Raw genomic sequence first — 22,534 nt, 5'->3', positions numbered from 1 at the left:
CGGCACACGGCGTCGGCCTCAGGGGATCGGGCGGACCTGGGTGGCGCCCCGGTAGCAGCCGGTCCGGCCCGGCGGTGACGCCCAGCCGTCCCCGGTGATCCGCACCTGGGCCCAGACGCAGGTCCGGGTGCTGGTCAGCAGGTTGCCGTAGGCCGAGATGCCGGCGTAGTCGATGGTGAAGTCACGGCTGCGGGCCGGGGTGTCGCCGTCGGTGACGGTGAGCACCACCCGGGCCGGCCGGGGCACGGTCGGGGTGCCCGCCGGGGCCGGCATGAACCGGGGCCAGCTCGCCCCGCAGACCGGCGAGTAGCGCAGCTCCACCAGGCCGACCACCCGCTCGTCGACCAGCACCGCCGCGCTGTCCACGGTCGCCACGGCAGGGTCGGCGGCGCAACCGGCGTCCTTCGGGTCTGCCCCGTCACGCACCTCGACGACCGGGGCGGACGCGACGGGTGGCGGGGTCACCGACCCGGCCGGCGGGGTCGACCGCACCGGTGTCCGGTCGGCGGAACGCCAACCGGCCGAGGCCAACCCGACGGCGAGCGCCAGGAGCAGGCCCGCCCCGGCGGCGGGGAGCAGCAGCCGGTGCCGGAACCGACCGGGCCGCGCCGGAGGCGGCAGCGCCCCGGGGTCGGCCGTCCCACCGGCACCTCCGGGCGGCCGGTCGACGACAGGTGGCCGGTCGACGGTAAGTGGCCGGTCGGCGGTAGGCGGCCGGTCGGCGGTAGGCGGCCGGTCGGCAGCGGACGGTCGATCGGCAGCAGGGCGCTCGACGGTGGGCGGCCGGTCGGCGCTGGGCAGCCCCTTGCCGTCGTCGGCGACGGAAGCGGTCGGCCCGCCGGTCGTCGCCCCGGGCACGCTCGCCGCGACCTGCCGCCACCGCTCGGCCCAGGCCCGCTCGTCGCCGCCGAGCGCCCGGACGTACGCCAGGGTGGTGTCCAGGGTGGGCAGCTTCCGGCCGCCGGCCGCCTCCGACAGGGAGCTGGACGACCGGTGTGCCCGCCGGGCCAGCGCCTGGTAGGTGGGCCGGCCTGCCTGCTCGCGCAGCCTGCGGAGGTCGGCGGCGAAGGCCTGCACGGGGTCGGCGTCGGGATCGAGGGGGCGTTCCGCCCGGGCCATCCGTGACTCCTCGGATTGATTGACCAACACCGGCTTTTGATTGTCCGACGCCACACAGCGTAGAGACGACCGCCTACGGAAGGTAGAGATGGGAGACGACTTCCCCGCCCGGGAGTCGACCATCCACATCGGAGGAACGATGACACTCGCACCCCGTACGCCGAGAGCCGTTCGCCGGACGTCGGCCGCCGTGGCCGCCGGCGCGTTGGTCGCCGCGAGCCTGCTCGTGGCGAGCCCGGCGAGCGCCGTCGGCTGCACCACCACCGGTTGCGACGGCACCGACCCGAGCAACACCGGCTGCTCCGCCGACGCCCGCAACGCGACCAACCAGCCGGCGTACATCGTGAAGGGCGCGACCACGTTGGCGGTGGTGGAGCTGCGCTACAGCCCCACCTGCGGCACCAACTGGGGCCGGATCAACAACCGGGTGAGCCCGAGCAGCGTCAAGGTCACCGCCTACCGGGACAGCCCGCGCAAGACGACCCCGTGGTACGGCGGCACCGGCACCCAGTACTACGGCGACCAGCTCTACGGCGACACCTCGACGATCTGCGCGGTGGGCGAGGTGGTCTACAACGGCGTCACGTACACGAGTTCACCGCTCTGCGCGTGATCGTGGCGACCCACCGAGGGCGCTGAGCGACACGGCTCAGGCGGCGACCGGGCCCCGGAGCAGCTCCCGGGCGTGGGCGATGGCCGCCGGGGTGTCGGTGAAGACCAGCCCGTCGCGGCGCAGCTCGTCGGCCACCCCGAGGGTGGCGAGCACCTGGTCGTGGTCGGGGGTGATGCCGGAGAGCAGCACGGTGATCCCCCGGCCCCGCAACCGCCGGATCGCGTCGCCCAGCACGTGCGCACCGGTGGCGTCGAGCGCCGACACCCGGGACATCCGCAGGATGACCACCCGGACGTCGGCCACCTCGGAGAGTTCCAGCAGGAAGGTGTGCGCGGCGGCGAAGAAGAGCGGGCCGTCCAGCCGGTACGCCACGATGTGCTCGGCCAGCAGGGCGTGTTCCTCGGCGCTGTGCTCACCCCGGTCGAGTGGGACCTGTTCCAGCCGGGCGGTACGGGCCACCGCCCGCAGGGCGATCACCACCGCCACGGCGACCCCGACGGCCACGGCGGTGACCAGGTCCCACAGCACCGTGACGACGAAGGTGAGCACCAGCACCAGCGCGTCGCCCCGGGTGGCACGGGCGAGCGCCCAGAGCGAACCGGCCTCGATCATCCGTACCGTGGTGGCGAGCAGCACCCCGGCCAGCGCGGCGAGCGGGATCCGGCCGACCAGCGGGGCGGCGGCGAGCACGATCGCGGCGAGCGCCACGGCGTGGGTGAGGGCGGCCAGCTTCGACGACGCCCCGGCGCGGACGTTGACCGCCGTACGGGCGATCGCCGCGGTGGCCGGGATGCCGCCGAACAGCGGCGCGGCGAGGTTGGCCAGGCCCTGGCCGAACAGTTCCCGATCCGGGTCGTGCCGTTGCCCGACGGTCATCCCGTCGGCGACGGTGGCCGACAGCAGGCTCTCCAATGCGGCGAGCGCGGCCACCGCCAGCGCCGAGGGCAGCAGCACCCCGACCGCGCCGAGGTCGAGGAAGCCCAGCGACGGCGCGGGAAGCCCCTGCGGCAGGGTGCCGATCCGGGCCAGGTCGACCGGGGCTGCCTCGGCAAGGGCGGTCGCGGCGGCCACCCCGAGCAGCGAGAACGGCACGCCGGGCCGCCAGCGGGCACCGAGCAGCATCAGCGCCGCGACGCCGACGGCCACCGCCAACGCCACCGGCCGGGGGTGTACGGCGAACCGGACGACCGCGTCGGCGGCGACGGCCCAGACCCGGTCGCCGTGCGCGTCGGTCACGCCGAGCGCGGCGGGTAGCTGTTGCAGGGCGATGACCACCGCGATGCCGGCGGTGAAGCCCTCGATGACGGGGGTGGGCAGGTAGCGGACGTACCGGCCCACGCGGGCCAGGGCGAGGGCGATCAGCAGCAGCCCGGCCAGCGCGCCGACCATCAGCACGCCGGTCGTCCCGAACTGCTGCACCACCGGCACCAGCACCACGGTCATCGCCCCGGTGGGGCCGGACACCTGCAGGTGGGAGCCGCCGAAGACAGCCGCCACCGCCCCGGCGACCACGGCGGTGACCAGCCCGGCCTCGGCGCCCAGCCCGGAGGTGACGCCGAAGGCGAGGGCGAGCGGCAGGGCCACCACCGCCACGGTCAGCCCGGCGACCAGGTCCCGCCGGGGCGAGCGGCGTACCGCCTGCCAGTCGGCACGGTCGGGGAGCAGGCCGAGGACCCGGTCGCCGATGGCGGCGATGTTCACCGGCCCGGCCCGGCCGGATCGGCGCGGAGTTCGTCGAGGAGGGCGTCCCGGTCGGTGAGTACGGTGCCGAGGATGCGCCGCCCGGCGGCCAGCAGGTCGGCCACGTCGGGGGTGCTGAGCGAGTACATGACCAGCGGGCCGTCCCGGTAGGAGGTGACCAGGCCGGCCCGGCGCAGCACGGCGAGCTGCTGGGAGAGGTTGGACGGCTCGACCTCGATGACGGCGAGCAGGTCGCGGACCGGCTTCGGGCCGTCCTGGAGCAGTTCGAGCACCCGGATGCGCACCGGGTGCCCGAGGGTGCGGAACAGCTCCGCCTTGGCCTGGTACAGCGGCACCGACATGGCACACCCCTCCGGTCGAGTCATGAAGAATTTAGCACTTGCGAAATCCTTCAATTCACCCGTCGCGTGGTTCGTGACTCCCGCTTCGGTACCGCAGCGCGTGGGGTCAGGCCGGCACGAAACGGGCCGCGTCGGCGACCACGTACCCGTCGGTGCCCTCGGTGCGGATCAGCACACTGCCGGCCGTGCCCGCCGCGAACTGATACGTCCCGAGCGACACCCACTGCCCGCCCGACGTGCGCTGATCGACCACCCGGGTGGTCACCCCACCGCCGTGCACCACGTCGACCGGGACGTTGCTGGCCCGGTTCGGGTCGGCGGTCCAGCGCAGCTGGACCGCCCAGCTTCCGGCCGTCGGCAGGGACGGGGTGAAGCGCAGTCGGTTGACGCCCTTGCCGGTGTTGCCGTCGTGCTCGTAGTCCGGCCCCCAGTGGCCGCCGATCGCGGTGCTGCCCACCCAGACGCCGGCCCGGGTGACCCCGGCCGCCCGGTTGTCCACCACGATCTCGCCCTCGGCGGTGGGCGGCCAGCTCAGGATCTGCCCGTCGGCGCGCAGCCGGGTCTGGAGGGCGGCGACGTCCACCTGCTGCACCGGCACCCCGGCGTCGAGCGCCAGCTTCGCCGCCGTCGCGGCGGACTGGGCGAGGATCATGAAGACCGGTTCCATCCGGACCGACCCGAACGCGATGTGGGTGGCCGACAGGCAGACCGGCACGAACAGGTTGGCGCACTGGGCCGCGGTGGGCACGATCGAGCGGTAGCTGATCGGGTACGGGCCGGGCACCGCGACCTGGACGTCGCCCTCGTTCTTCACCACCCCGCCGACCACCACCCGCTGACAGTTGTGCGAGTCCATCGTGTAGCTGGCCAGCCCGACCCCGTCGGCGGCCCGTACGCTGCCCCGGCAGTCCCGCTCGGTCATCACGTACGCCGAGACCATCCGGCGGGCCTCGCGGACGTAGAGCTGGGGTGGCCAGCCGCCGGTGGCGGTGAACTCGTCGGCGGCCAGGCCCCAGGCGGCGGTGCCCGCCCGGACCGACGCCGGCAGCCGGGGGTCGTTGGCCAGGAACCACATCAGCCCCTGCTGGTACGTCCGATGGTCGGCGATCAGGCTCTCCCGCTGCGCCCAGGTCGCCGCCGGGTAGGCGTAGTTCGCGGCGATGAAGTCGGTGGAGAACGCCCCGTTGTTGTTCGAGTCGGTCTTCCCGCCGCCGACGCTCTGGGTGGTGAAGAACGGCCCGGTGTACCCGGCCGCCACGTACCGCAGCAGCAACTCGTAGTCGGCGGCGGCGTAACCGGCCGGCTTCGGGAACGGGATCCGGCCGGCGGCCTGGGTCAGACACATCCGGAAGTTGTACGCCTGGATCCGGTCGTCGCCGGTGCCGTTCGGCGCGACCGGATCGGCGGAGACGCCGGGGAGCAGGCCGCTGGCCGGGCTGCCCGGCACCACGTACGGGTCGACCGGCAGGGTGAACTGGTGCGCCCCGCGCAGCTGCACCCCGTTGATCGTCTCGCCGTACTCGGTGTTGGCCTCCCGACCGACCACGTACGACACCCCGGCGGCGGCCATCAGGTCACCCTCGTAGGTCGCGTCGAGGAACATCGGGCCGGCGAAGAGCTGCCCGTTGTCGGCGACCAGCCCGGTGATCCGGTCACCGGTCCGGTGGACCGTGCCCAGCCGCGCGCCCAGGTACACCGGGACCGCGTGCTCGGTGAGCAGGTCGTCGAAGACCTCGGCGGCCACGTGCGGCTCGAAGACCAGCCGCATCGGCGAGTCGGGGGTGACCGGGGTGCCCTGGTATCGGGCGTGCACCCGGCGGTAGAACTCCCCGGCGAGACCGCCGATGGCGGCGCTGGTGCCGCTGTCGGTGTAGCCGAGCCCGCCGGTGGTCAGGCCGCCGACATGGGGGCCCGGTTCGACGATCACGGCGCTGCCGCCCAGCCGGCGCATCTGCACGGCCGCCATGATGCCGGCCGAGGTGGCGCCGTAGATCACCAGGTCGGCGGTGACGGTGTTGGCGGCCAGAGCGGGCAGGCCGAGACCCGTGCTGCCGGCGACGACGAGGGTGGCCCCGCCGAGGCGGAGCAGGTGACGGCGGGTGAACGCAGGCGACATCGCGGCTGCCCTTCTGAGAAAGGGGAAGGAGCGCGCCGCCGCACCGATGTGCATCGACCTTTGTCGAACTGGCGAGGGTTGTCAAGGGGCGGATCGACGCCGTCCTCCCACCCGCCGAATGGGAGGAGGGCGTCGATCCGCCGCCCGGCCGGATCAGCCCGCCGGAGGCGGGGCCGACCCGTCGGCGTCGACCAGGTCGTTGACGCAGCGCAGCACCGGGCGGCTGGTCAGCGCCGCCGGGTCCAGCGACGCACCGCCGGTCACCGTGAACGTGACCGACTCCCCCGGCAGCAGGGTGACCAGGGCCGCGTCGACCTCGGCGGTGGGGTCCAGCCGGTCCGGGAAGAGGGTCAGGTCCCGCAGCACGGTACGGGCGACCACCCGGACCCGCTGGCCGCCGTCGACCGGCTCCACCGTCGCCTCGTAGCGGGCCGCCGGCCACTGCGCGTCCCGGTCCTCGGCGAAGAACCACAGCGCCCGCTCGGCGGTGCCACCGGCCGCGGCGACCAGCAGCTCCCGGCGCGCCTCCTCCGGCACCGCCAGGTCCACCGGCAGCGGCAACGTCACCGCCGCGTACGCCGGCACGTCGAGGTCGTACGAGGTCTTCGCCCTCGGCTCGCCGGCCAGCGTCGACCGGGTCACCGTCACCGGGGCCCGCCACGGGGTGCCGGTCTCGTTGACCGCCACCAGGGCCAGCCCGCCGGCACGGGGCTGGACGGTGAGCAGCCGGTCGGCGTACGCCCGGCGCAGCGCGTACCACAGGGGTTTGCGCCGGCCGTCGCCGTCGACGGCCGACCAGGAGGTGACCGGCCAGCAGTCGTTGAGCTGCCAGACGATGGCGCCGGTGCAGACGTCCCGGTGGGAGCGGAAGTGCTCCACCCCCAGTTGGATCGCCCGCGCCTGGTTGAGCTGGGTCAGGTAGTGCCAGTCGTCGAAGTCGGCCGGGGCGGGCAGGTGGGCGTCCAGGCCCCGCCGCAGCTTCGCGTCCCCGTCGGCCGCCTTCTGGTGGTGGGCCATCCCCGGCGAGTCGTGGGCGAGCGGCTCGTCGGAGATCGCCCGCCGCAACGTCGCGTACGCCGGGGGCGCCTGGTAGCCGAACTCGGCGACGAACCGGGGAACGTACTCGCGGTACCTCGTGTAGTCGTCGGTGTTCCAGACGTCCCAGATGTGGGTGGTGCCGTGCGCCGGGTCGTTGGGGTGGATCGCCTCGCTGCCCGACCACGGGCTGCCCGGCCAGTACGGGCGGGTCGGGTCCAACTCACCGACCACCCGGGGCAGCAGGTCGAGGTAGTAACCCCGCCCCCAGGTGCGCCCGGCCAGCGGCTCCTGCCAGTCCCAGTCGTGCCAACCCCAGATGTTCTCGTTGTTGCCGGTCCAGAGCACCAGCGACGGGTGGCCGGCCAGCCGGGTCACCTGCTCGCGCGCCTCCGCCTCGACCTCCGTGCCGAACGGTTCCTCCTCCGGGTACGCCGCGCAGGCGAACAGGAAGTCCTGCTGGACGAGCAGGCCCCGCTCGTCGGCGAGGGAGTAGAAGTCGGCCGACTCGTACCGGCCGCCGCCCCAGACCCGGAGCAGGTTGATGTTGGCGTCGGCGGCCTGGGTGAAGCGCCGGGCCAACCGGTCTGCGGTGATCCGGGTGGGGAACGCGTCGTCGGGGATCCAGTTGACCCCCCGGACCACCACCGGCACGTCGTTGACGTGCAGGGTGAACGGGGTGCCGTGGGCGTCGGGGGTGGTGTCCAGGCGGACCGCGCGGAAGCCGATCCGGTGCGACCAGGTGTCCAGGGTGTCGCCGTCCGCCGTCAGCAGGGTGACGGCCAGCGGGTACAGCGGCTGGTCGCCGTACCCCCGGGGCCACCACAGGTCGGGGTCGGCGACGGTGAGGGTCAGCACGGCCGTGCGCTGCCCGGCCGGGACGGTCGTCTCGCCGGCCACGCCGGCGACCTCGGCCCGGACGGTCAGCGGCGTGTCGGTCGCCCGCTCGACCTCGACGGGCAGTTCCACCCGCCCCTCGCCGTCGACGACCGTCACCAGTGGACGGACGGTGCCGAGCCGGGCGGTGGACCAGGCGTGCAGCCCGATCTCCTGCCAGATCCCGGCGGTCACCACCGTCGGCCCCCAGTCCCAGCCGAAGTTGCAGGCCATCTTCCGGATGAACGGGAACGGCTCCGGGTAGGCGTTGGGCCGGTCGCCGAGCCGGTCCCGCTGCTCCTCGGCGTAGCGGTACGCCGAGCCGAACCGGACGGCGAGGGTGTTCGTTCCGGGCCGCAGCACCGACCGCACGTCGAAGCGGTACGACCGGTGCATGTTCGCGGTGCGGCCGACCTCGACGTCGTTGAGGGTGATCGTGGCGACCGTGTCCAGCCCGGCGCAGACCAGGTCGACCCGGTCGTCGTCGCCGGGCCGGTGGACGAAGGTGGTCTCGTACACCCAGTCGGTGCGGCCGATCCAGGCCAGCGCCGTCTCGTTGTCGTCGAGGTAGGGGTCGTCGATCAGGCCGGCGGCGAGCAGGTCGGTGTGCACGCAGCCCGGCACGGTGGCCGGCACCGCCCGACCGGCGACGGTGTCGGGCACCTGCGGCCCCGGCACCGCGCGTAGCTGCCAGCCCTCGTGCAACGCCTGACGGTTCACGACTTCACCGCGCCTTCCATGATTCCCCGGACGATCTGCCGGCCACCGACGAAGAGCATCACCAACAGCGGGATGGTGGCGACCAACGCCCCCGCGAGCACCCGCCGGTAGATGACGTAGTTGCCGCTGGCCAGGTCTGAGATGGCCACCATCGAGGTCGGGTAGTCGGTGCCGCTGAGCGTGATCAGCGGCCACTGGAAGTCGTTCCAGGTGGCCACGAAGGTGAGCAGGCCCAGCACCGCCAGGGCCGGGCGGATCGCCGGCAGCACGATGCTGCGGTAGACCCGCATGGTGGTGGCCCCGTCGACCCGCGCCGACTCGACCAGTTCGTCCGGGACGCTGTTGACGATGAACTGTCGCATGTAGAACACGCCGAACGCGGTGACCAGGCCGGGCGCGATGACCGCCAGCAGGGTGCCGTTCCAGCCGAGCTTGCCCATCACGATGTAGAGCGCGACGATGCCGAGCTGGTTGGGGACGGTGAGGGTGAGCACCACGAAGAGCATCAGCGCGTTGCTGCCCCGGAACCGCAGCTTGGCGAAGGCGAACCCGGCCAGCGAGCAGAAGAAGAGCACCGAGGCGGTCACCACCGTCGACACGATGAAACTGTTGATCAGGGACGCGGCGAAGTAGACGTCCTGGAGGGAGAAGACCTCGCGCAGGTTGACCAGGAACCGGTTGCCGGGGACGACCGCCGGGGGGAGCTTGGCCAGCGCCTCGTCGTCGCTGGTGGCGATGACGAACATCCAGTACAGCGGGAACGCGGCGAACAGGAAGGTCAGCGACAGCAGCAGGTACGACCAGAAGCCGGCCGGGGTGTCCTGCGGCGCCCGCCCCAGCAGGGCGGGCCGGTGGCGGCGGGCCGGTTCGGCGGGCCGGGGCGGGGCGACCGCGGTCATCCGGGCCTCCTTTCGTTCGCTCCCGGGTGACCGGGCCACGCCGTGCTGCGGGCGCTCATCGGCGTCCTCCGGACAGGCGGTTGGTGAGCAGGGTGTTGAGGCCGGTGACGAGCAGGATGATCAGGAACAGCGCCCAGGACATCGCGGCGGCGTAGCCGAGGTCGAGGTTCTTCCAGCCGACCTTGTAGATGAGCTGGGCGATGGTCTGCCACTCGCCGTTCGGCCCGCCGGTGGCGGCCTGCGCGTTGAGGTCGAACAGCATCGGCTCGGTGAACAGTTGCAGCCCGCCGATGGTGGACAGCACCACGGTGAAGACGATGACCGGTTGGATCATCGGCACGGTGATCCGCCAGAGCTGCCGCCACGGGCCGGCGCCGTCGATCGCCGACGCCTCGTAGACGTCGCGCGGGATGGACTGCATGGCGGCCAGGTAGAGCAGCGCGTTGTAGCCGATCCACTTCCAGTTGACCATCGTGGCGATGGCGATCCAGGCATGCGGCTTGTCGGCCCGCCAGTCGATCGCGGCGTCCCCGGCCCCGCCGATGCCCACCTCGGCGAGCAGCCAGTTCGCCATCCCGAAGCTGCGCGAGAAGAAGGCGCTGAACACCATCGTCGAGGCGACGATCGGGGTGACGTACGGCAACAGCACCCCGACCCGCCACCAGGTCTGCGCCCGCAGCTTGCGGTTGAGCAGCGAGGCGACCACCAGCGCCAGCAGCAGCTGCGGTACGGAGGAGAGCAGGAAGATGCCGAACGTGTTGTAGAGCGCGTTCCAGAAGTCCTCGTCACCGACGAGCCGGGTGAAGTTCGCGAAGCCGGCCCAGTACGGCAGGGTCGGGTCGTCGAGCCGGTAGTTGCGCAGCGCGACGACACCGTTGAAGAGCAGCGGGAAGAGCCCGAAAACACCGAAGAGCAGGAAGAACGGCGCGATCATCAGGTACGGCATGTAGCGCATGTCGAAGCGGTACAACCGGTTGCGCCAGCCGAGCGACCGGTCGCCGGCCCCGGAGCCGCCGCGCTCCGGGTCGGGGCGGTGACTCGACGGCGGCGCGGCACGGGTGGTGGACACAGGACACACTCCAGGGCCGAGGACGTGACGGGGGGAGCGGCGCCGTCGGGCTGCGTCCGGGGCGCCGGGAGGCCGGCCGGTGGCGGAGCTGGTCGTCGCCGAACGCCGCCAGCCGGTGGCGGAGCTGCTCGTCGCCGCGCCGCCGGCCGGTGGCGGAGGGTCGTTGCCGCGCCGCTCCGCCACCGCTCACCGCATGGTCAGGACTTGGCGGCCTTCTCGGCCTCCTTGACCGCCTCCGCCCAGGCGGCGTCCGGCTTCAGGGTCCTGTTCTGTACCCGGGTGATGACGTTCTCCACCGCGACCCGGGTCGGGCCGTTCTTCCTGCCCAGGTACTGCGGGGTCAGCCCCTGCGCCATCTTGGGGAAGATCTGCCCGACCGGCGCGTCGTTGAAGAACGGGTTCTTGAACTCGGCGATCGCCGGGTCGGCGTAGAGCGCAGGCTGCGAGGGCAGGTTGCCGACCTTCTTGAAGATCTCGATCTGCTGCTCCGGCTGGATCAACCACTCCAGCAGCTGGTACGCCTCCTCGGCGTGCTTGCTCTGCTTGGGGATGGTGAGGAACGAGCCACCCCAGTTGCCGCCGCCACCGGGCACCGCGGCGATGTCCCACTTGCCCTGGGTGCCGGGCGCGGTGTCCTTGATGTGGCCGAGCATCCACGCCGGGCAGGCGAGGACGGCGAACGAGCCGGCGGTGAAGCCCTTGTCCCAGTCGGCCTGGAAGCTGACCATGTTGGCCGAGAGACCGGCCTGGATCGCCTTGATCGTGTAGTCGAAGGCGACCTTCGGGCCCTGCTCCATCTGGAGTTGCTCCTGGTCGGTGTAGAAGCCGACCGGTTGCTGGCCGAGGATCGGGTTGAACAGGTTGGTGCCGGAGTCGATGAACTTCTTGTTGGTCCTGCCGGTGTACTGCTGGCCGACCTCGATGAACCTGTCCCAGGTGGGCCAGAGCGCGGAGACCTGGTCGCGCTCGGTGGGCAGCCCGGCGGCCTTGAACAGGTCGGTGCGGTAGCACATGGCCAGGCCGCCGACGTCGGTGCCGAGGCCGATCTGGGTCTTGCCGTCGGCCGACAGCGACTGCTTCCACTTCCAGGGCAGGTACTTGCTCTCGTAGGAGCCGGCGCCCTTGTCGAGGAGGTTGACGAACTTGTCGGACTGGCCGCGGAACTGGACCATGAAGCCCTCGTCGATCGCGGCGATGTCCGCCGCGCCGGTGCCGGCGACGAGCTTCTTCTGAAGATCCTCGTGCTGGGCGTTGTACTCGCCCGAGTTGAGCTGGATCTTGATGTTGGGGTGGTCGGCCTCGTACCTGGTCTTGAGGTCCTGGAGACCGAAGTCGCCCCAGAAATTGATCTTCAGAGTGACCTGGCCGTCCCCGCCGCCCGAGTCGGTGGTGCTCCTACCGCTACATCCGGCCACCATCATCAGGCCGATGGCGCCGGCTGTCGCCGCGCGGGCCCAGTGGGTCCAGGACCGTGTCATCTCATCCTCCGCGCATGAAGGGGAACGCTCCTGACATCGAGGAACGTCGACTGAACCGGATAAGTGAGGCCACCGTACGGGCCACCCCCCACCCTGTCAACGGCCGGTTAACAGCGCCGTCAACCGGTAACCTCGGCGTGCCCACCGGGGCGCGGCCAACCGTGGTGAAGCCGTCTCCTGCGCAGCTCGACCCGCCGGTGGACCGCCGCCGACCCCACCGTCGGCCCGTACCCTTAACCGGGCAAGTGACCGGCCCTGCCGCGTACGCGACGCGACCACGCCGGGAACACCGGCCACAGCACGCACCGGTAGCCTGTGGGCCGCCGGCGCACCCGGCCCCGTGGGACGGCCTGCCAGGCCGCGAGAAGTGGAGGAGACACGCCGGTGAAGCGGCCGACCATCGCCGATGTCGCCCGACGCGCCGGAGTGTCCAAGGGCGCGGTCTCGTACGCGCTCAACGGGCAACCGGGCGTCTCGGAGGCCACCCGCCAACGCATCCTGGCGATCGCCGCCGAGATCGGCTTCAGTCCGAGCAGCGCCGCCCGCGCGCTCTCCGGCGCCACCGCCAACGCGGTCGGCCTGGCCCTGTGCCGGCCGGCCCGGATACTGGGCATCGAACCGTTCTTCATGGAGCTGATCAGCGGCGTCGAGGCCGAGCTCTCCGCCCGGTCGTACGCGCTGACCCTCCAGGTGGTGGCCGACCAGGAGGCCGAGATCGCGGTCTACCGACGGTGGTGGGCCGAGCGGCGGGTCGACGGCGTCTTCGTCTGCGACCTGCGTACCGACGACATCCGGGTGCCCGCCCTGGAGGAGCTGCAACTGCCCGCCGTGGTGATCGGCGGGCCGGGGCACACCGGCACGTTGGCCAGCGTCTGGGCGGACGACGCGGCGGCCCTGGCCGAAACGGTGGAGTACCTGGTCGTGCTCGGGCACCGCAAGATCGCCCGGGTCGGCGGGCTGCCCTCGCTGCTGCACACCGAGATCCGCACCGACGCCTTCGCCGAGGTGTGCGGCCGGCTCGGGCTCACCGAGGCGGCGACCGTGTGGTCCGACTACACCGGCGAGGAGGGCGCCCGCGCCACCCGACGGCTGCTCAGCTCCGCCCAACGCCCGACCGCGGTGATCTACGACAACGACGTGATGGCGATCGCCGGGCTCTCCGTGGCCCAGGAGATGGGCCTCGGCGTCCCCGCCGACCTGTCCATCGTGGCCTGGGACGACTCCCCGCTGTGCCGACTGGTGCACCCGCCGCTGACCGCGCTCGGCCGGGACATCCCCGCCTACGGCGCGCACGCAGCCCGCCAACTGCTGGCCGTCATCGCCGGTGAGCAGGTGAACGGGTTCCAGGACGAGACGGCACACCTGACCCCGCGCGGCAGCACCGCACCACCCCGGGGGAGATGAACCGGTTCAGCAATTACTGAACCGATCAGGTCACCGGGACGTCGACGGGAACTCCTCGAAGTACGCCTCGACCCGCTCGGCGGTGGCCGGACGCGCCAACGCGAAGCCCTGGCCGTACCGGCAGCCGGCCCGCGTCGCCCGGTCGACATCCGGCTCGGACTCCAACTCCGCCATCACCACGGTCATCCCCAGCCGCTCCCCCAGGCCCACCACCACGTCGATCAGCGGACGGGGCCCCTCGTCCGGCCCGACCGGCTGCGGCTGCACCTTCAACAGGTCGATCGGCAACCGGCGCAGCTGGGCCAGGGAGGCGTGCTCCGCCCGGAAGCTGTCCAACGCGGTGCGCACCCCCATCGACCGCAGCCCGGTCAGCCGGGCCACCACCGCCGGCAGGTCGCTGCCGAGCCTCGACTCGGCGATCTCCAGCACCAGCCGTTCCGCCGGGACGCCGTGTCCGGCCAGCACCGCCGCCACCCGGGGCACCAGATCCGGCGCCAGCAGTTCGGCCAGGGTGACGTTGACCGCCAACCACAGTTCCCGGCCCTCGGCCGACCAGTCGGCGAGCTGCCGGCAGGCTCGGTCCAGCACCCATCGACCCAGTTCACCCAGCATGCCGAGGTCCTCGGCAACCGGCAACAACTCGGCCGGCAGCACGGTGCCCAACACCGGGCTGCGCCACCGCAACAACGCCTCGATGCCGGCCGGTCGCCGGTCGGCCAGCGCCAACACCGGCTGGTAGACCAGGTCCAGCTCGCCCCGCGCCGCCGCGCCGGGCAGTTCGCGTTCCAGGTCCAGCCGGCGGACCAGTTGCTCCTCCAGACAGGCGTCGTACCACTCGATCCGGTTCCGGCCGAGCTGGACGGCCCGGCGACGCGCCAGGCCGGCCTGGCGCAGCACGTCCTGCGGTCCCCCGGCGGCCAGCTCGGCCAGGCCCACGCTGACCCGCAACCGGGCCATCCCCGTCGGCACCGGACACGGCTCGGTCAACGCGGCCAGCAACCGTTCGCCCAACGCGTAGCCCGACACCGATCCGGCGTCGGTGACCACCACGAACTCCTCCCCGGACAACCGGGCGACCAGGTCCCGAGGGCCGACCACGTCACGCAGCCGACGGACGGTGGTGACCAGGACGGGGTCCGCCGCAGGGTCGGGTCCGTCGTGCACCGGACCGAGGCCGTGCACGTCGACCAGGAGCAGGGCGCCGGGCGTGCCGCCCCGCTCGCCGAGGACCCGGAGCAGCTCCTGCGTGCTGGTCAGCCCGGTGACCGGGTCGGTGGCCGCGACCCGACGCAGCTCACGCTCCAACCGACGGCGGTCCCCGACGTCTCGTACGTGCAGCACCACTGCGGCCACCTCCGGCACGTCACGCTGGTCACTCACCGTCGACTCGACCTCCCGCCAGCCGCCGTCATCGGTACGCATCCGGGCCACCAACAGTGGCGGAACGCCGTCGTCCGGCCGCGCGGCCAGTCGGGTCAGGATGCCCGGCGCGTCGTCCGGGTGCAACAGGTCGGCCAGCGGCAGCCCGCACACCTCGTCCTGGCGCAACCCGAACCAGCGCTCGCCGGCCGCCGAGAGCCAGTGGACCCGCAACCCGTCGTCGAGCACCAGGATCAGGTCACGGCCACCGGAGACCAACGACCGGAAGTACGCCTCCCGGGCGGCCAGCCGCCCGGCCCACCGCCGGTTGTCGGTCGCCCAGATCAGCTCCCGGCCCACCAACGCCGGGATCACCGCCAGCCCGAGCAGGACAGCGGTGGGGGTGAAGCTGCCGACGAACGCCAGATGGCCGGCCGCCGCTGCGGTGGCCACCGCCGCCGGGGCGGTCAACCGGGGCCAGGCCGACGGCGGACCGGCCGGATGGCCCGGGTCGCCCGCCGAGACCCGGGCCATCCCGGCGGCGGTCAGCAGGGCACCGCCGACCAGCAACGGCACCGCGGTCAGCAGCGCCGCTGCCGGGGCCCGGTAGGCCAGCAGCGTCACCAGGTCGGCCAGCCCGAGCAGGAGGGCCGCCGCCCCGACCCGGCAGCGGGCCGCCCCGGGACGACGACGGTCGGCCAGCGCGCTCACCAGCAGCCCGGCCAGTCCACCCGCGCCGACGACGGTGACCAACCGGACCACCGGTGGCACCGGGCCGGACGGGACCAGCACCCAGCCGGCGAAGAGCAGGGCGGTGCCGAGTCCGAGCACGTCCACCCCACGCCGCCACCGGGCCCGGGGCGTCAACCGGGAGTGGCCGGGCAGCAGGAGCAGACCGATCGCGTAGGCCAGCGTGGCGGCACCGAGCCCGGCCGCGGCGACCTCGGCCCGCCGTACCGTCGGCGTGAGCGGCAGCACCGCCACGGTCGTCCCGGCCGCCACCACCGCGAGGTTGAGCAGGACGGCGGCCCGACGGCGGTACGGAGCCCGCCGGTCCCGCCCGCCGGCGGCGGCGGTCAGTCGGGACAGCCGGAAGCTGGCCAGGGCGCACCCGGCGGCACCGGCAAGCGTGGTGGCCGCCAGTGGTGGGAGGACACCGGCCAGGGCGGTGCCGACCAGCAACGCGGCCAGCACCGACAACACGACCGATGCGGAGGGTGAACGACGGAGGAGGTGAGCGAAGGGCACGGTGGTCGCCTTCGTGAGGGGGGACACGGGGCGGTGCGACAAGGATTACCGTTCTAACGAGCTACCACCGCACCGGTTATGCCCTTGGACCGTGACCCATGTCACCGACTCTCGGCGGCGGTCACCACGCCGGCCGCCACCGACACCAGCCGCGCTCCGCCGCGCCGGTGGTCGACCGCCCGGCCGGAACCGCCCCGGGCCCGGGTGGGATCATCGGTGGGTGAGTCGCGCCGACACCATCCGCTTCCGGCACAACCAGGCCATCCTGGTGGCGGCCGTCATCGCCACCATCGGCGCGCTGCCCCTGGCCGCCGCCCGGTGGTACCTGCTGCCGGTGCTGCTCGTCCCGCTGGCCGTCGCGATCTGGGCCTGGCGTTCCGGCACCGACGCCGACCCGCGCGAGCTGCGGCTGCGGGCGCTGGTGGGGGACCGACGGATTCCCTGGGAACAGGTCGTCGAGCTGGCCGCCGACCCACGCGGCCGGGCCGTCGTCCGGCTCGCCGACGGGCAGCAGCTGCCCCTCCCCGCGGTCCGTGGCGCGGACCTGCCCCGACTGGTCTCGATCACCGGGCAGACCCTGCCGAACGCCCGCTGACCCGCCGGACCCGCCACGGCCGACGGCGTCAGTAGCCGTCCACCACCGTGTTGACCAGCGGCGTCCCGGCGGCGAACCGGCGCACCTGCTCCCCCACCAGCCGGTACGCCCGGGGCAGCAACCCGCGTACCGAGCCGGCGACGTGCGGGGTGAGCAGCACGTTCGGCAGCTCCCAGAGCGGATGGTCGGCGGGCAGCGGCTCCGGGTCGGTCACGTCCAGCGCCGCCCGCAGCCGACCGGAGGTCAGCTCCGCGACCAGCGCCGACGTGTCCGCCACCGGACCCCGGGCGGCGTTGACCAGCAGCGCCCCGTCCGGCATGGCGGCCAGGAAGTCGGCGTCCACCAGCCCTCGGGTGGCGTCGGTCAGCGGCACCAGCAGCACCACCACGTCGGCCTCGGGCAGCAGGTGGGGCAGCTCGGCCACCGCGTGCACCCCCTCGGCCGGCCGGGCGTTGCGGGCGACCAGCGTGAAGGTGACGTCGAACGGGGCCAGCCGGGCCCGTACCGCCGTGCCGATCGAACCGGCCCCCACGATCAGCACCCGCTTGCCGGTCAGCTCGTCGGTCGGCGCGACCCGGTCGTACGCCCACTCCCGCCGCGCCTGGGCGCGGGCCAGCGCCGGGAAGTTGCGCAGCTGGGCGAGGATCGCCGTGACCACCCACTCGGCGGTGCCGGCGTCGTGCACCCCCCGGGCGTCGCACAGGGTGACCCCGGCGGGCACCCGGCCGGCCCAGGCGTCCGCCCCGGCGGAGAGGAGCTGCACCACCGCCAGATCCGGCAGCCGGTCCAGCATCGTCGTGGTGTCCGCGCCGGCCAGGAACGGCGGCACCCAGAACCGGACGTCCGTCGGGTCGGCTGGCGGATTCGCCGGATCGGCCCACGGCTGTACGGTGACACCGGACGGCACCGGCCCGAGCAGTTCGACACCGGCGGGATGCGGGATCCATACCTTCACGCGTGCCGACGATAGCCCTCCGACGACGGGCCGTTCCGACGGGCCGTTCCGACGGGCCGGCCAGCCGGCCGACGCCGCGCCGGGCGACGTCGCCCACGTCCGCGGGCGATGGTCGGACAGGACGGGTATAACCGAGGGTCGGAACGTCGAACGGCGTCCCCCTCCACGGCAGACAGGTGGTCGATGACCGAACGCACCGAACGGGCGGCCGTCGACATCGCCGCGCTCGCCGAACCGGCCCGGCTGCGGTCGCTGACCGACACCGGTCTGGGCGCCGCGCCGGACGAGGCGTTCGACCGGTTCGCCCGGTTGGTCAGCGACCTGCTCGACGTCCCCGTGGCGCTGGTCTCCCTGGTCAGCGAGACCCGACAGTTCTTCCCCGGCGCGGTCGGGCTGCCCGACCCGTGGGCCGGCCGCCGGCAGACCCCGCTGAGCCACTCGTTCTGCCAGCACGTGATCGACACCGAGATCCCACTGGTGCTTCCCGACGCCCGGCTCTACCCCCGGGTGCGCAGGAACCTGGCCGTCCCGGAGCTGGGCGTCATCGCGTACGCCGGGATGCCGCTGACCGACCTGGACGGCCGGGTGCTCGGCTCGCTGTGCGCGATCGACAGCAAACCCCGGGCCTGGACGAAGGCCCAGCTGCGTACCCTGTCCGACCTGGCGGCGGCCTGCTCCTCGGAGCTGCGGCTGCGGATCGCGCTGGACGGGGCCGAGGAGGCCCGCCGCCTGGTCGAGCAGGCGCACGAGCGACTCAACCTGCTCGCCTCGCTGAGCGAGACGCTGGCCGGCACGCTCGACGTGGAGACGGCCGTGGGCCGGCTCGCCGACGCGGTGGTGCCGCTGCTGGCCGACTGGGCCGTGGTGACCCTGGTCGACCGGGCCGGCACGCCCCGTCGGGTCACCGCCGTGCACCGCGATCCGGCCCGCGCCGCCGAGGTGGCCCGCTTCGGCGAGCTGGCGGTCACCCGGCTCGGCCCGGACTCGATCACCCGGACGGTGCTGCGGACCGGCCAGCCGGTGCTGCGCGGCACCGCCCACCTGGACGACGTCCGGCGGGCCAGCGACGCCCCGGAGCTGGTGACCCTCGCCGCACGGCTGGGCTTCGCCTCCCACCTGACCGTGCCGGTGCCGGCCCCCGGCCGGGGCGCGGTGATGGGCACGGTCACCCTGGTCAACGGGCCCGATCGGCGGGCCTTCGACGACGACGACCTGGGCACCGCCCTGGAGATCGGCCGACGCGCCGGGCAGGCGGTCGGCAACGGCTGGATCTACGGCGAGCAGCGGCACGTCGCCGAGGTGCTGCAACACAGCATGCTCCCACGGTTGCCGCAGAGCCCGTGGGTCGAGCTGGTGGCCCGCTACCAGCCGGCCGCCGACCGGGTGGAGGTGGGCGGCGACTGGTACGACGCCTTCGTCCAGCCCGACGGCGACCTGATCGCGGCGATCGGGGACGTCGCCGGCCACGACATCGAGGCCGCCGCGACCATGGGGCAGCTGCGCAACCTGGTCCGGGGCAACGCGTACGGTCGCAGCGATCCGGTCGACGAGCTGATGAGCCGGCTCGACGCCACCATCTCGGGGCTGCGCATCCCGACCGCCGCCACGGCGGTGCTGGCCCGACTGCGCCCGGCCCCGGGCGGGGTGTCGGTCACCTGGTGCAACGCCGGCCATCCCGCGCCGCTGCTGGTCACCGCCGCCGGCGTGGTACGACTGCTCGACGGCCGGCGGGAGCCGCTGCTGGGGCTGACCCGCCCGGTCCCGCGTACCGGGGCGGAGGTGCTGCTCGCCCCCGGGGACACCCTGCTGCTCTACACCGACGGGCTGGTGGAGCGGCGGGACCAGCCGATCGACGAGGGCATGGCGCAGTTGTGCGAACGGGTCGCCGCCGCCGGGGCCCGGCCCGCCGCCGACCTGTGTGACCTGCTGCTCGGCACCGAACAGCGGCGCGAGGACGACGTGGCGATGTTGGCCGTGCGGGCCCGCTGAGCGTCCACCGGCCGGCGGCCCTCTCCCCGGTGGCCCGGCGGGCCCGGATTCGCGGGCTAGGCTGGGGCGGGTGAGCGCCCGTCTCCCGTACCCCCGCACCGCCCGGGTCCGCGCGGCCCTGGCGACCTCCGGCGTCGCGCTGCTGCTGACCGGGTGCAGTTTCGGCCCGCCGGAGCCCGACCCGGCCGGCGAACCACCCAACCTGCCGACCCCGTCGACGTCGGCGACCGCCCCCGAGCAGGTGGTGGCCACGGTGCTGGCGGCGGGGCTGCGGGTGCCCTGGGCGATCGCCTTCCTGCCGGACGGGGCGGCGCTGGTCACCGAGCGGGACAGCGGCCGGATCCTCAAGGTCGGGCCGGAGTCCGGGCCGCAGGGGTTGACCGTCACCCCGGTGCAGACCGTGCCGGGGGTGGCCGCGTCCGGTGAGGCGGGGTTGCTCGGCATCGCCGTCTCCCCGGCGTACGCGCAGGACCGGTCGGTCTTCGTCTACTACACCACCGAGCAGGACAACCGGGTGGCCCGGTTGACGCTGGGTGGCGCCCCCACGCCGATCCTGACCGGCATCCCGAAGGCCGGCAACCACAACGGCGGCGGGCTCGCCTTCGGCCCGGACGGGCAGCTCTACGTGAGCACCGGCGACGCCGGGGAGCGGAACGCCGCCCAGGACCGCGCCAACCTGGCCGGCAAGATCCTGCGGATCACCCCGGACGGCAAGCCGGCGGCGGGCAACCCGTTCCCGAACTCGCCGGTCTGGTCGCTGGGGCACCGCAACGTGCAGGGCATGGCCTGGGACGCCGGGAAGCGGATGTACGCCACCGAGTTCGGCCAGAACACCTGGGACGAGATCAACCGGATCGACAAGGGCGCCAACTACGGTTGGCCGACGGTGGAGGGGCAGACCGGGGACAACCGGTTCGTCGACCCGATCGTGCAGTGGGGCACCTCGGAGGCGTCCTGTGCGGGGCTGGCGGCGACGGGCCGGTTGCTGGCCACCGCCTGCCTGCGCGGCGAGCGGCTCTGGCTGGTGGAGTTGACCGACGGCGGCACCGTGCTCGGTTCGCCCCGGGAACTGCTCACCGAGAAGTTCGGTCGGCTGCGGGCGATAGCCGCCGCCCCGGACGGATCGCTCTGGGTCTCCACCTCCAACCACGACGGGCGGGGCCAGCCGGTGCCGGAGGACGACCGGCTGCTGCGGGTGGTCTTCGGCGACGGCGGCGCGGGCCGGAGTTGACGCCCCACCGGCGGGAACGCTGACCGGAACAACAGCCGGACAGCAGGGCAGGTACCGGGCGGATCGGCCGCCCGTCCGGCGGGTTTGCCAAGATCTTTCACTGGGCAGGTGAGAATCTCAGCATGGACGGTCAGGAGAACGAGCAGCGCGGGCCCGGGGACACCGACATCCCCACCCGGCGTGAGCGGCGCTGGCGACCCTGGCGGCGCGACGGCCGGTCGGAGCGGGCCCGGCGGGTCGGTGTGGTGCTGGCGGTGCTGCTGGTCGCCCTGACCGGAACGGTCATCGGGGTGTTCGCCGGTGGTCGGGTCAGCACGGACATCGGGCCGTTCCGCGCCGACCTGACCCTCGCCCCGGCCGTGCGGGGTGGCACCACGGTCGACATCCCGCCGCTGGGCGCGCTCCAACTCGACAGCCACGACGGCCCCACCCACCTGACGGTCGGGCTGGGCGCACTGGACCAGCGCAAGACCGAGGCGTTGATCGACGACCCGGCGAGCATCAGCCGGGCCAGCCAGTCGGCGGTGGAGGACGTCCGCAACGGGGTGCTGCGGCTCGGGCTGCGTACCCTCGGCGCGGCGCTGCTGGTCACCCTGGTGCTGGCCGCGTTGATCTTTCGGGACACCCGGCGTACCGCCTGGGCCGGTGGGCTCGCCCTGGTGGTCACCGCCGGCAGTCTCGGGCTGGCGGCGGGCACCCTGCGCCCGCAGTCCATCGAGGAGCCCCGCTACGAGGGGCTGCTGGTCAACGCCCCGGCGATCGTCGGTGACGCGCGGCGGATCGCCAACGACTACACCCGGTACGCCGAGCAGTTGCAACGGCTGGTGGGCAACGTCAGCCAGCTCTACACCACGGTCTCGGCGCTGCCGGTGTACGAACCGGCGCCGGGCACCACCCGGGTGCTGCACGTGTCCGACATGCACCTCAACCCGACCGGCTGGCAGTTGATCCGTACCGTGGTCGAGCAGTTCGGCATCGACGTGGTGATCGACACCGGCGACCTGACCGACTGGGGCAGCGAACCCGAGGCGTCGTACGTCGGCTCGATCGGCCTGCTCAAGAAGCCGTACGTCTACATCCGGGGCAACCACGACTCACCCCGTACGGCGGCGGCGGTGGCCCGCCAGCCGAACGCGGTGGTGCTGAACAACTCGACCACCACCGTCGCCGGACTGACCATCGCCGGCATCGGCGACCCCCGGTTCACCCCGGACAAGGAGACCTCACCCGCCGGCAGTGGGCTCACCGCCCAGGTCGCCAACCAGGTCATCGGGGCCGGCGACACGCTCGCCACCACGGTCCGCAGCTCGCCACGACCGGTGAACATCGCGCTGGTGCACGACCCGGCCTCGGCCGGGCCGCTCTCCGGCACCTGCCCGCTGGTGCTCGCCGGGCACACCCACGCCCGGCAGATGTCGAAGCTGCCGCAGGTGGCCGGCCAGCAGCCGACCCAGCTGATGGTGGAGGGCTCCACCGGCGGTGCCGGGCTACGCGGTCTGGAGGGCGAGAAGCCCACCCCGCTGTCGATGACGGTGCTCTACTTCGACCAGCAGAAACTGCTCCAGGCGTACGACGACATCACCGTCGGCGGCACCGGGCAGGCCCAGGTGAACCTGGAACGCCACGTGATCCAGGAGCCGACGAAGGGCGCCGACGTCCCGGTCACCCCGACCCCGACCCGGGGTGGATCGGAGTCGCCCCCGGCGTCCCCGTCCACCCCGACGTCAGCCAGCCCGACCCGCTGACCCGTCACCGCTGACCGAGCCCGCGGGGCGGGATTGCCGGC

16 protein-coding genes are annotated in these 22,534 nt (G+C 73.3%); 6 read left to right on the top strand and 10 right to left on the bottom strand.

The genetic code is table 11. The features are described from left to right. Positions 1–18 precede the first annotated feature (18 nt). A complete protein-coding gene (locus ACIG87_RS19040; protein WP_396851949.1) occupies positions 19–1,119 on the bottom strand; it encodes a helix-turn-helix domain-containing protein in 1,101 nt (366 codons plus the stop codon). A gap of 139 nt (positions 1,120–1,258) precedes the next feature. Here ACIG87_RS19040 and ACIG87_RS19035 point away from each other — a divergent pair, with 139 nt between their 5' ends. Beyond that, entirely contained in the window at positions 1,259–1,732 is a 474-nt protein-coding gene (locus tag ACIG87_RS19035) for a DUF2690 domain-containing protein (protein ID WP_396851947.1), read from the top strand. Between the two features lie 36 nt (positions 1,733–1,768). Here the strand turns inward: ACIG87_RS19035 and ACIG87_RS19030 are convergent, their stop codons facing one another. From ACIG87_RS19030 to ACIG87_RS19000, 7 genes are all read right to left on the bottom strand, one after another. Continuing rightward, positions 1,769–3,433: a SulP family inorganic anion transporter gene (locus ACIG87_RS19030; protein WP_396851945.1), complete on the bottom strand. Its 1,665-nt coding sequence runs from the start codon at positions 3,431–3,433 to the stop codon at positions 1,769–1,771. After that, on the bottom strand, positions 3,430–3,774 hold the full coding sequence (locus tag ACIG87_RS19025; protein ID WP_396851944.1) for an ArsR/SmtB family transcription factor: 345 nt from the start codon (positions 3,772–3,774) through the stop codon (positions 3,430–3,432). Before ACIG87_RS19025 ends, ACIG87_RS19030 begins: the two co-directional genes overlap by 4 nt. A 106-nt stretch (positions 3,775–3,880) precedes the next feature. After that, positions 3,881–5,890 (bottom strand): FAD-dependent oxidoreductase, encoded by a 2,010-nt coding sequence (locus ACIG87_RS19020; RefSeq protein WP_396851943.1) that lies wholly within the window; start codon positions 5,888–5,890, stop codon positions 3,881–3,883. A gap of 153 nt (positions 5,891–6,043) precedes the next feature. Continuing rightward, a complete protein-coding gene (locus tag ACIG87_RS19015) occupies positions 6,044–8,521 on the bottom strand; it encodes a glycoside hydrolase family 2 protein (protein ID WP_396851941.1) in 2,478 nt (825 codons plus the stop codon). Next, on the bottom strand, positions 8,518–9,420 hold the full coding sequence (locus ACIG87_RS19010) for a carbohydrate ABC transporter permease (protein ID WP_396851940.1): 903 nt from the start codon (positions 9,418–9,420) through the stop codon (positions 8,518–8,520). The genes ACIG87_RS19015 and ACIG87_RS19010 overlap by 4 nt, the downstream gene beginning before the upstream one ends. Before the next feature lie 55 nt (positions 9,421–9,475). After that, positions 9,476–10,489, bottom strand: a complete 1,014-nt coding sequence (locus tag ACIG87_RS19005) for a carbohydrate ABC transporter permease (RefSeq protein ID WP_396851939.1) — start codon at positions 10,487–10,489, stop codon at positions 9,476–9,478. Between the two features lie 197 nt (positions 10,490–10,686). After that, positions 10,687–11,967 (bottom strand): extracellular solute-binding protein, encoded by a 1,281-nt coding sequence (locus tag ACIG87_RS19000; protein ID WP_396851937.1) that lies wholly within the window; start codon positions 11,965–11,967, stop codon positions 10,687–10,689. Positions 11,968–12,351: 384 nt separating this feature from the next. Here ACIG87_RS19000 and ACIG87_RS18995 point away from each other — a divergent pair, with 384 nt between their 5' ends. Continuing rightward, entirely contained in the window at positions 12,352–13,371 is a 1,020-nt protein-coding gene (locus ACIG87_RS18995) for a LacI family DNA-binding transcriptional regulator (RefSeq protein WP_396851935.1), read from the top strand. Positions 13,372–13,401: 30 nt separating this feature from the next. Here the strand turns inward: ACIG87_RS18995 and ACIG87_RS18990 are convergent, their stop codons facing one another. Beyond that, positions 13,402–15,933: a putative bifunctional diguanylate cyclase/phosphodiesterase gene (locus ACIG87_RS18990; protein ID WP_396851934.1), complete on the bottom strand. Its 2,532-nt coding sequence runs from the start codon at positions 15,931–15,933 to the stop codon at positions 13,402–13,404. A gap of 265 nt (positions 15,934–16,198) precedes the next feature. Here ACIG87_RS18990 and ACIG87_RS18985 point away from each other — a divergent pair, with 265 nt between their 5' ends. Next, entirely contained in the window at positions 16,199–16,573 is a 375-nt protein-coding gene (locus ACIG87_RS18985) for a PH domain-containing protein (RefSeq protein WP_396851932.1), read from the top strand. Positions 16,574–16,601: 28 nt separating this feature from the next. On the opposite strand, the gene ACIG87_RS18980 is transcribed toward ACIG87_RS18985, so the two are convergent. Then, the gene (locus ACIG87_RS18980) at positions 16,602–17,528 is read right to left on the bottom strand and encodes a 2-hydroxyacid dehydrogenase (protein WP_396851931.1); all 927 of its coding nucleotides are present in this window, start codon (positions 17,526–17,528) and stop codon (positions 16,602–16,604) included. Between the two features lie 183 nt (positions 17,529–17,711). On the opposite strand from ACIG87_RS18980, the gene ACIG87_RS18975 reads away from it, so the two are divergent. The 3 genes from ACIG87_RS18975 to ACIG87_RS18965 all read left to right on the top strand — a co-directional run bounded on the left by ACIG87_RS18975 (position 17,712) and on the right by ACIG87_RS18965 (position 22,493). After that, entirely contained in the window at positions 17,712–19,517 is a 1,806-nt protein-coding gene (locus ACIG87_RS18975; protein WP_396851929.1) for a GAF domain-containing SpoIIE family protein phosphatase, read from the top strand. A gap of 70 nt (positions 19,518–19,587) precedes the next feature. Then, complete coding sequence (locus ACIG87_RS18970; protein ID WP_396851927.1) at positions 19,588–20,748, top strand: PQQ-dependent sugar dehydrogenase; 1,161 nt, start codon at positions 19,588–19,590, stop codon at positions 20,746–20,748. Between the two features lie 122 nt (positions 20,749–20,870). Further along, positions 20,871–22,493 carry a metallophosphoesterase gene (locus tag ACIG87_RS18965; RefSeq protein WP_396851925.1) on the top strand — a complete coding sequence of 541 codons (1,623 nt, stop codon included), beginning with the start codon at positions 20,871–20,873 and terminating at the stop codon, positions 22,491–22,493. Positions 22,494–22,534 lie beyond the last annotated feature (41 nt).

It is taken from the genome of Micromonospora sp. NPDC051925 (assembly GCF_044548625.1).
GTDB lineage: Bacteria > Actinomycetota > Actinomycetes > Mycobacteriales > Micromonosporaceae > Micromonospora.
The sequence above is the reverse complement of the archived record's forward strand: the minus strand, read 5'-3'. Positions and strand labels throughout refer to the sequence as shown.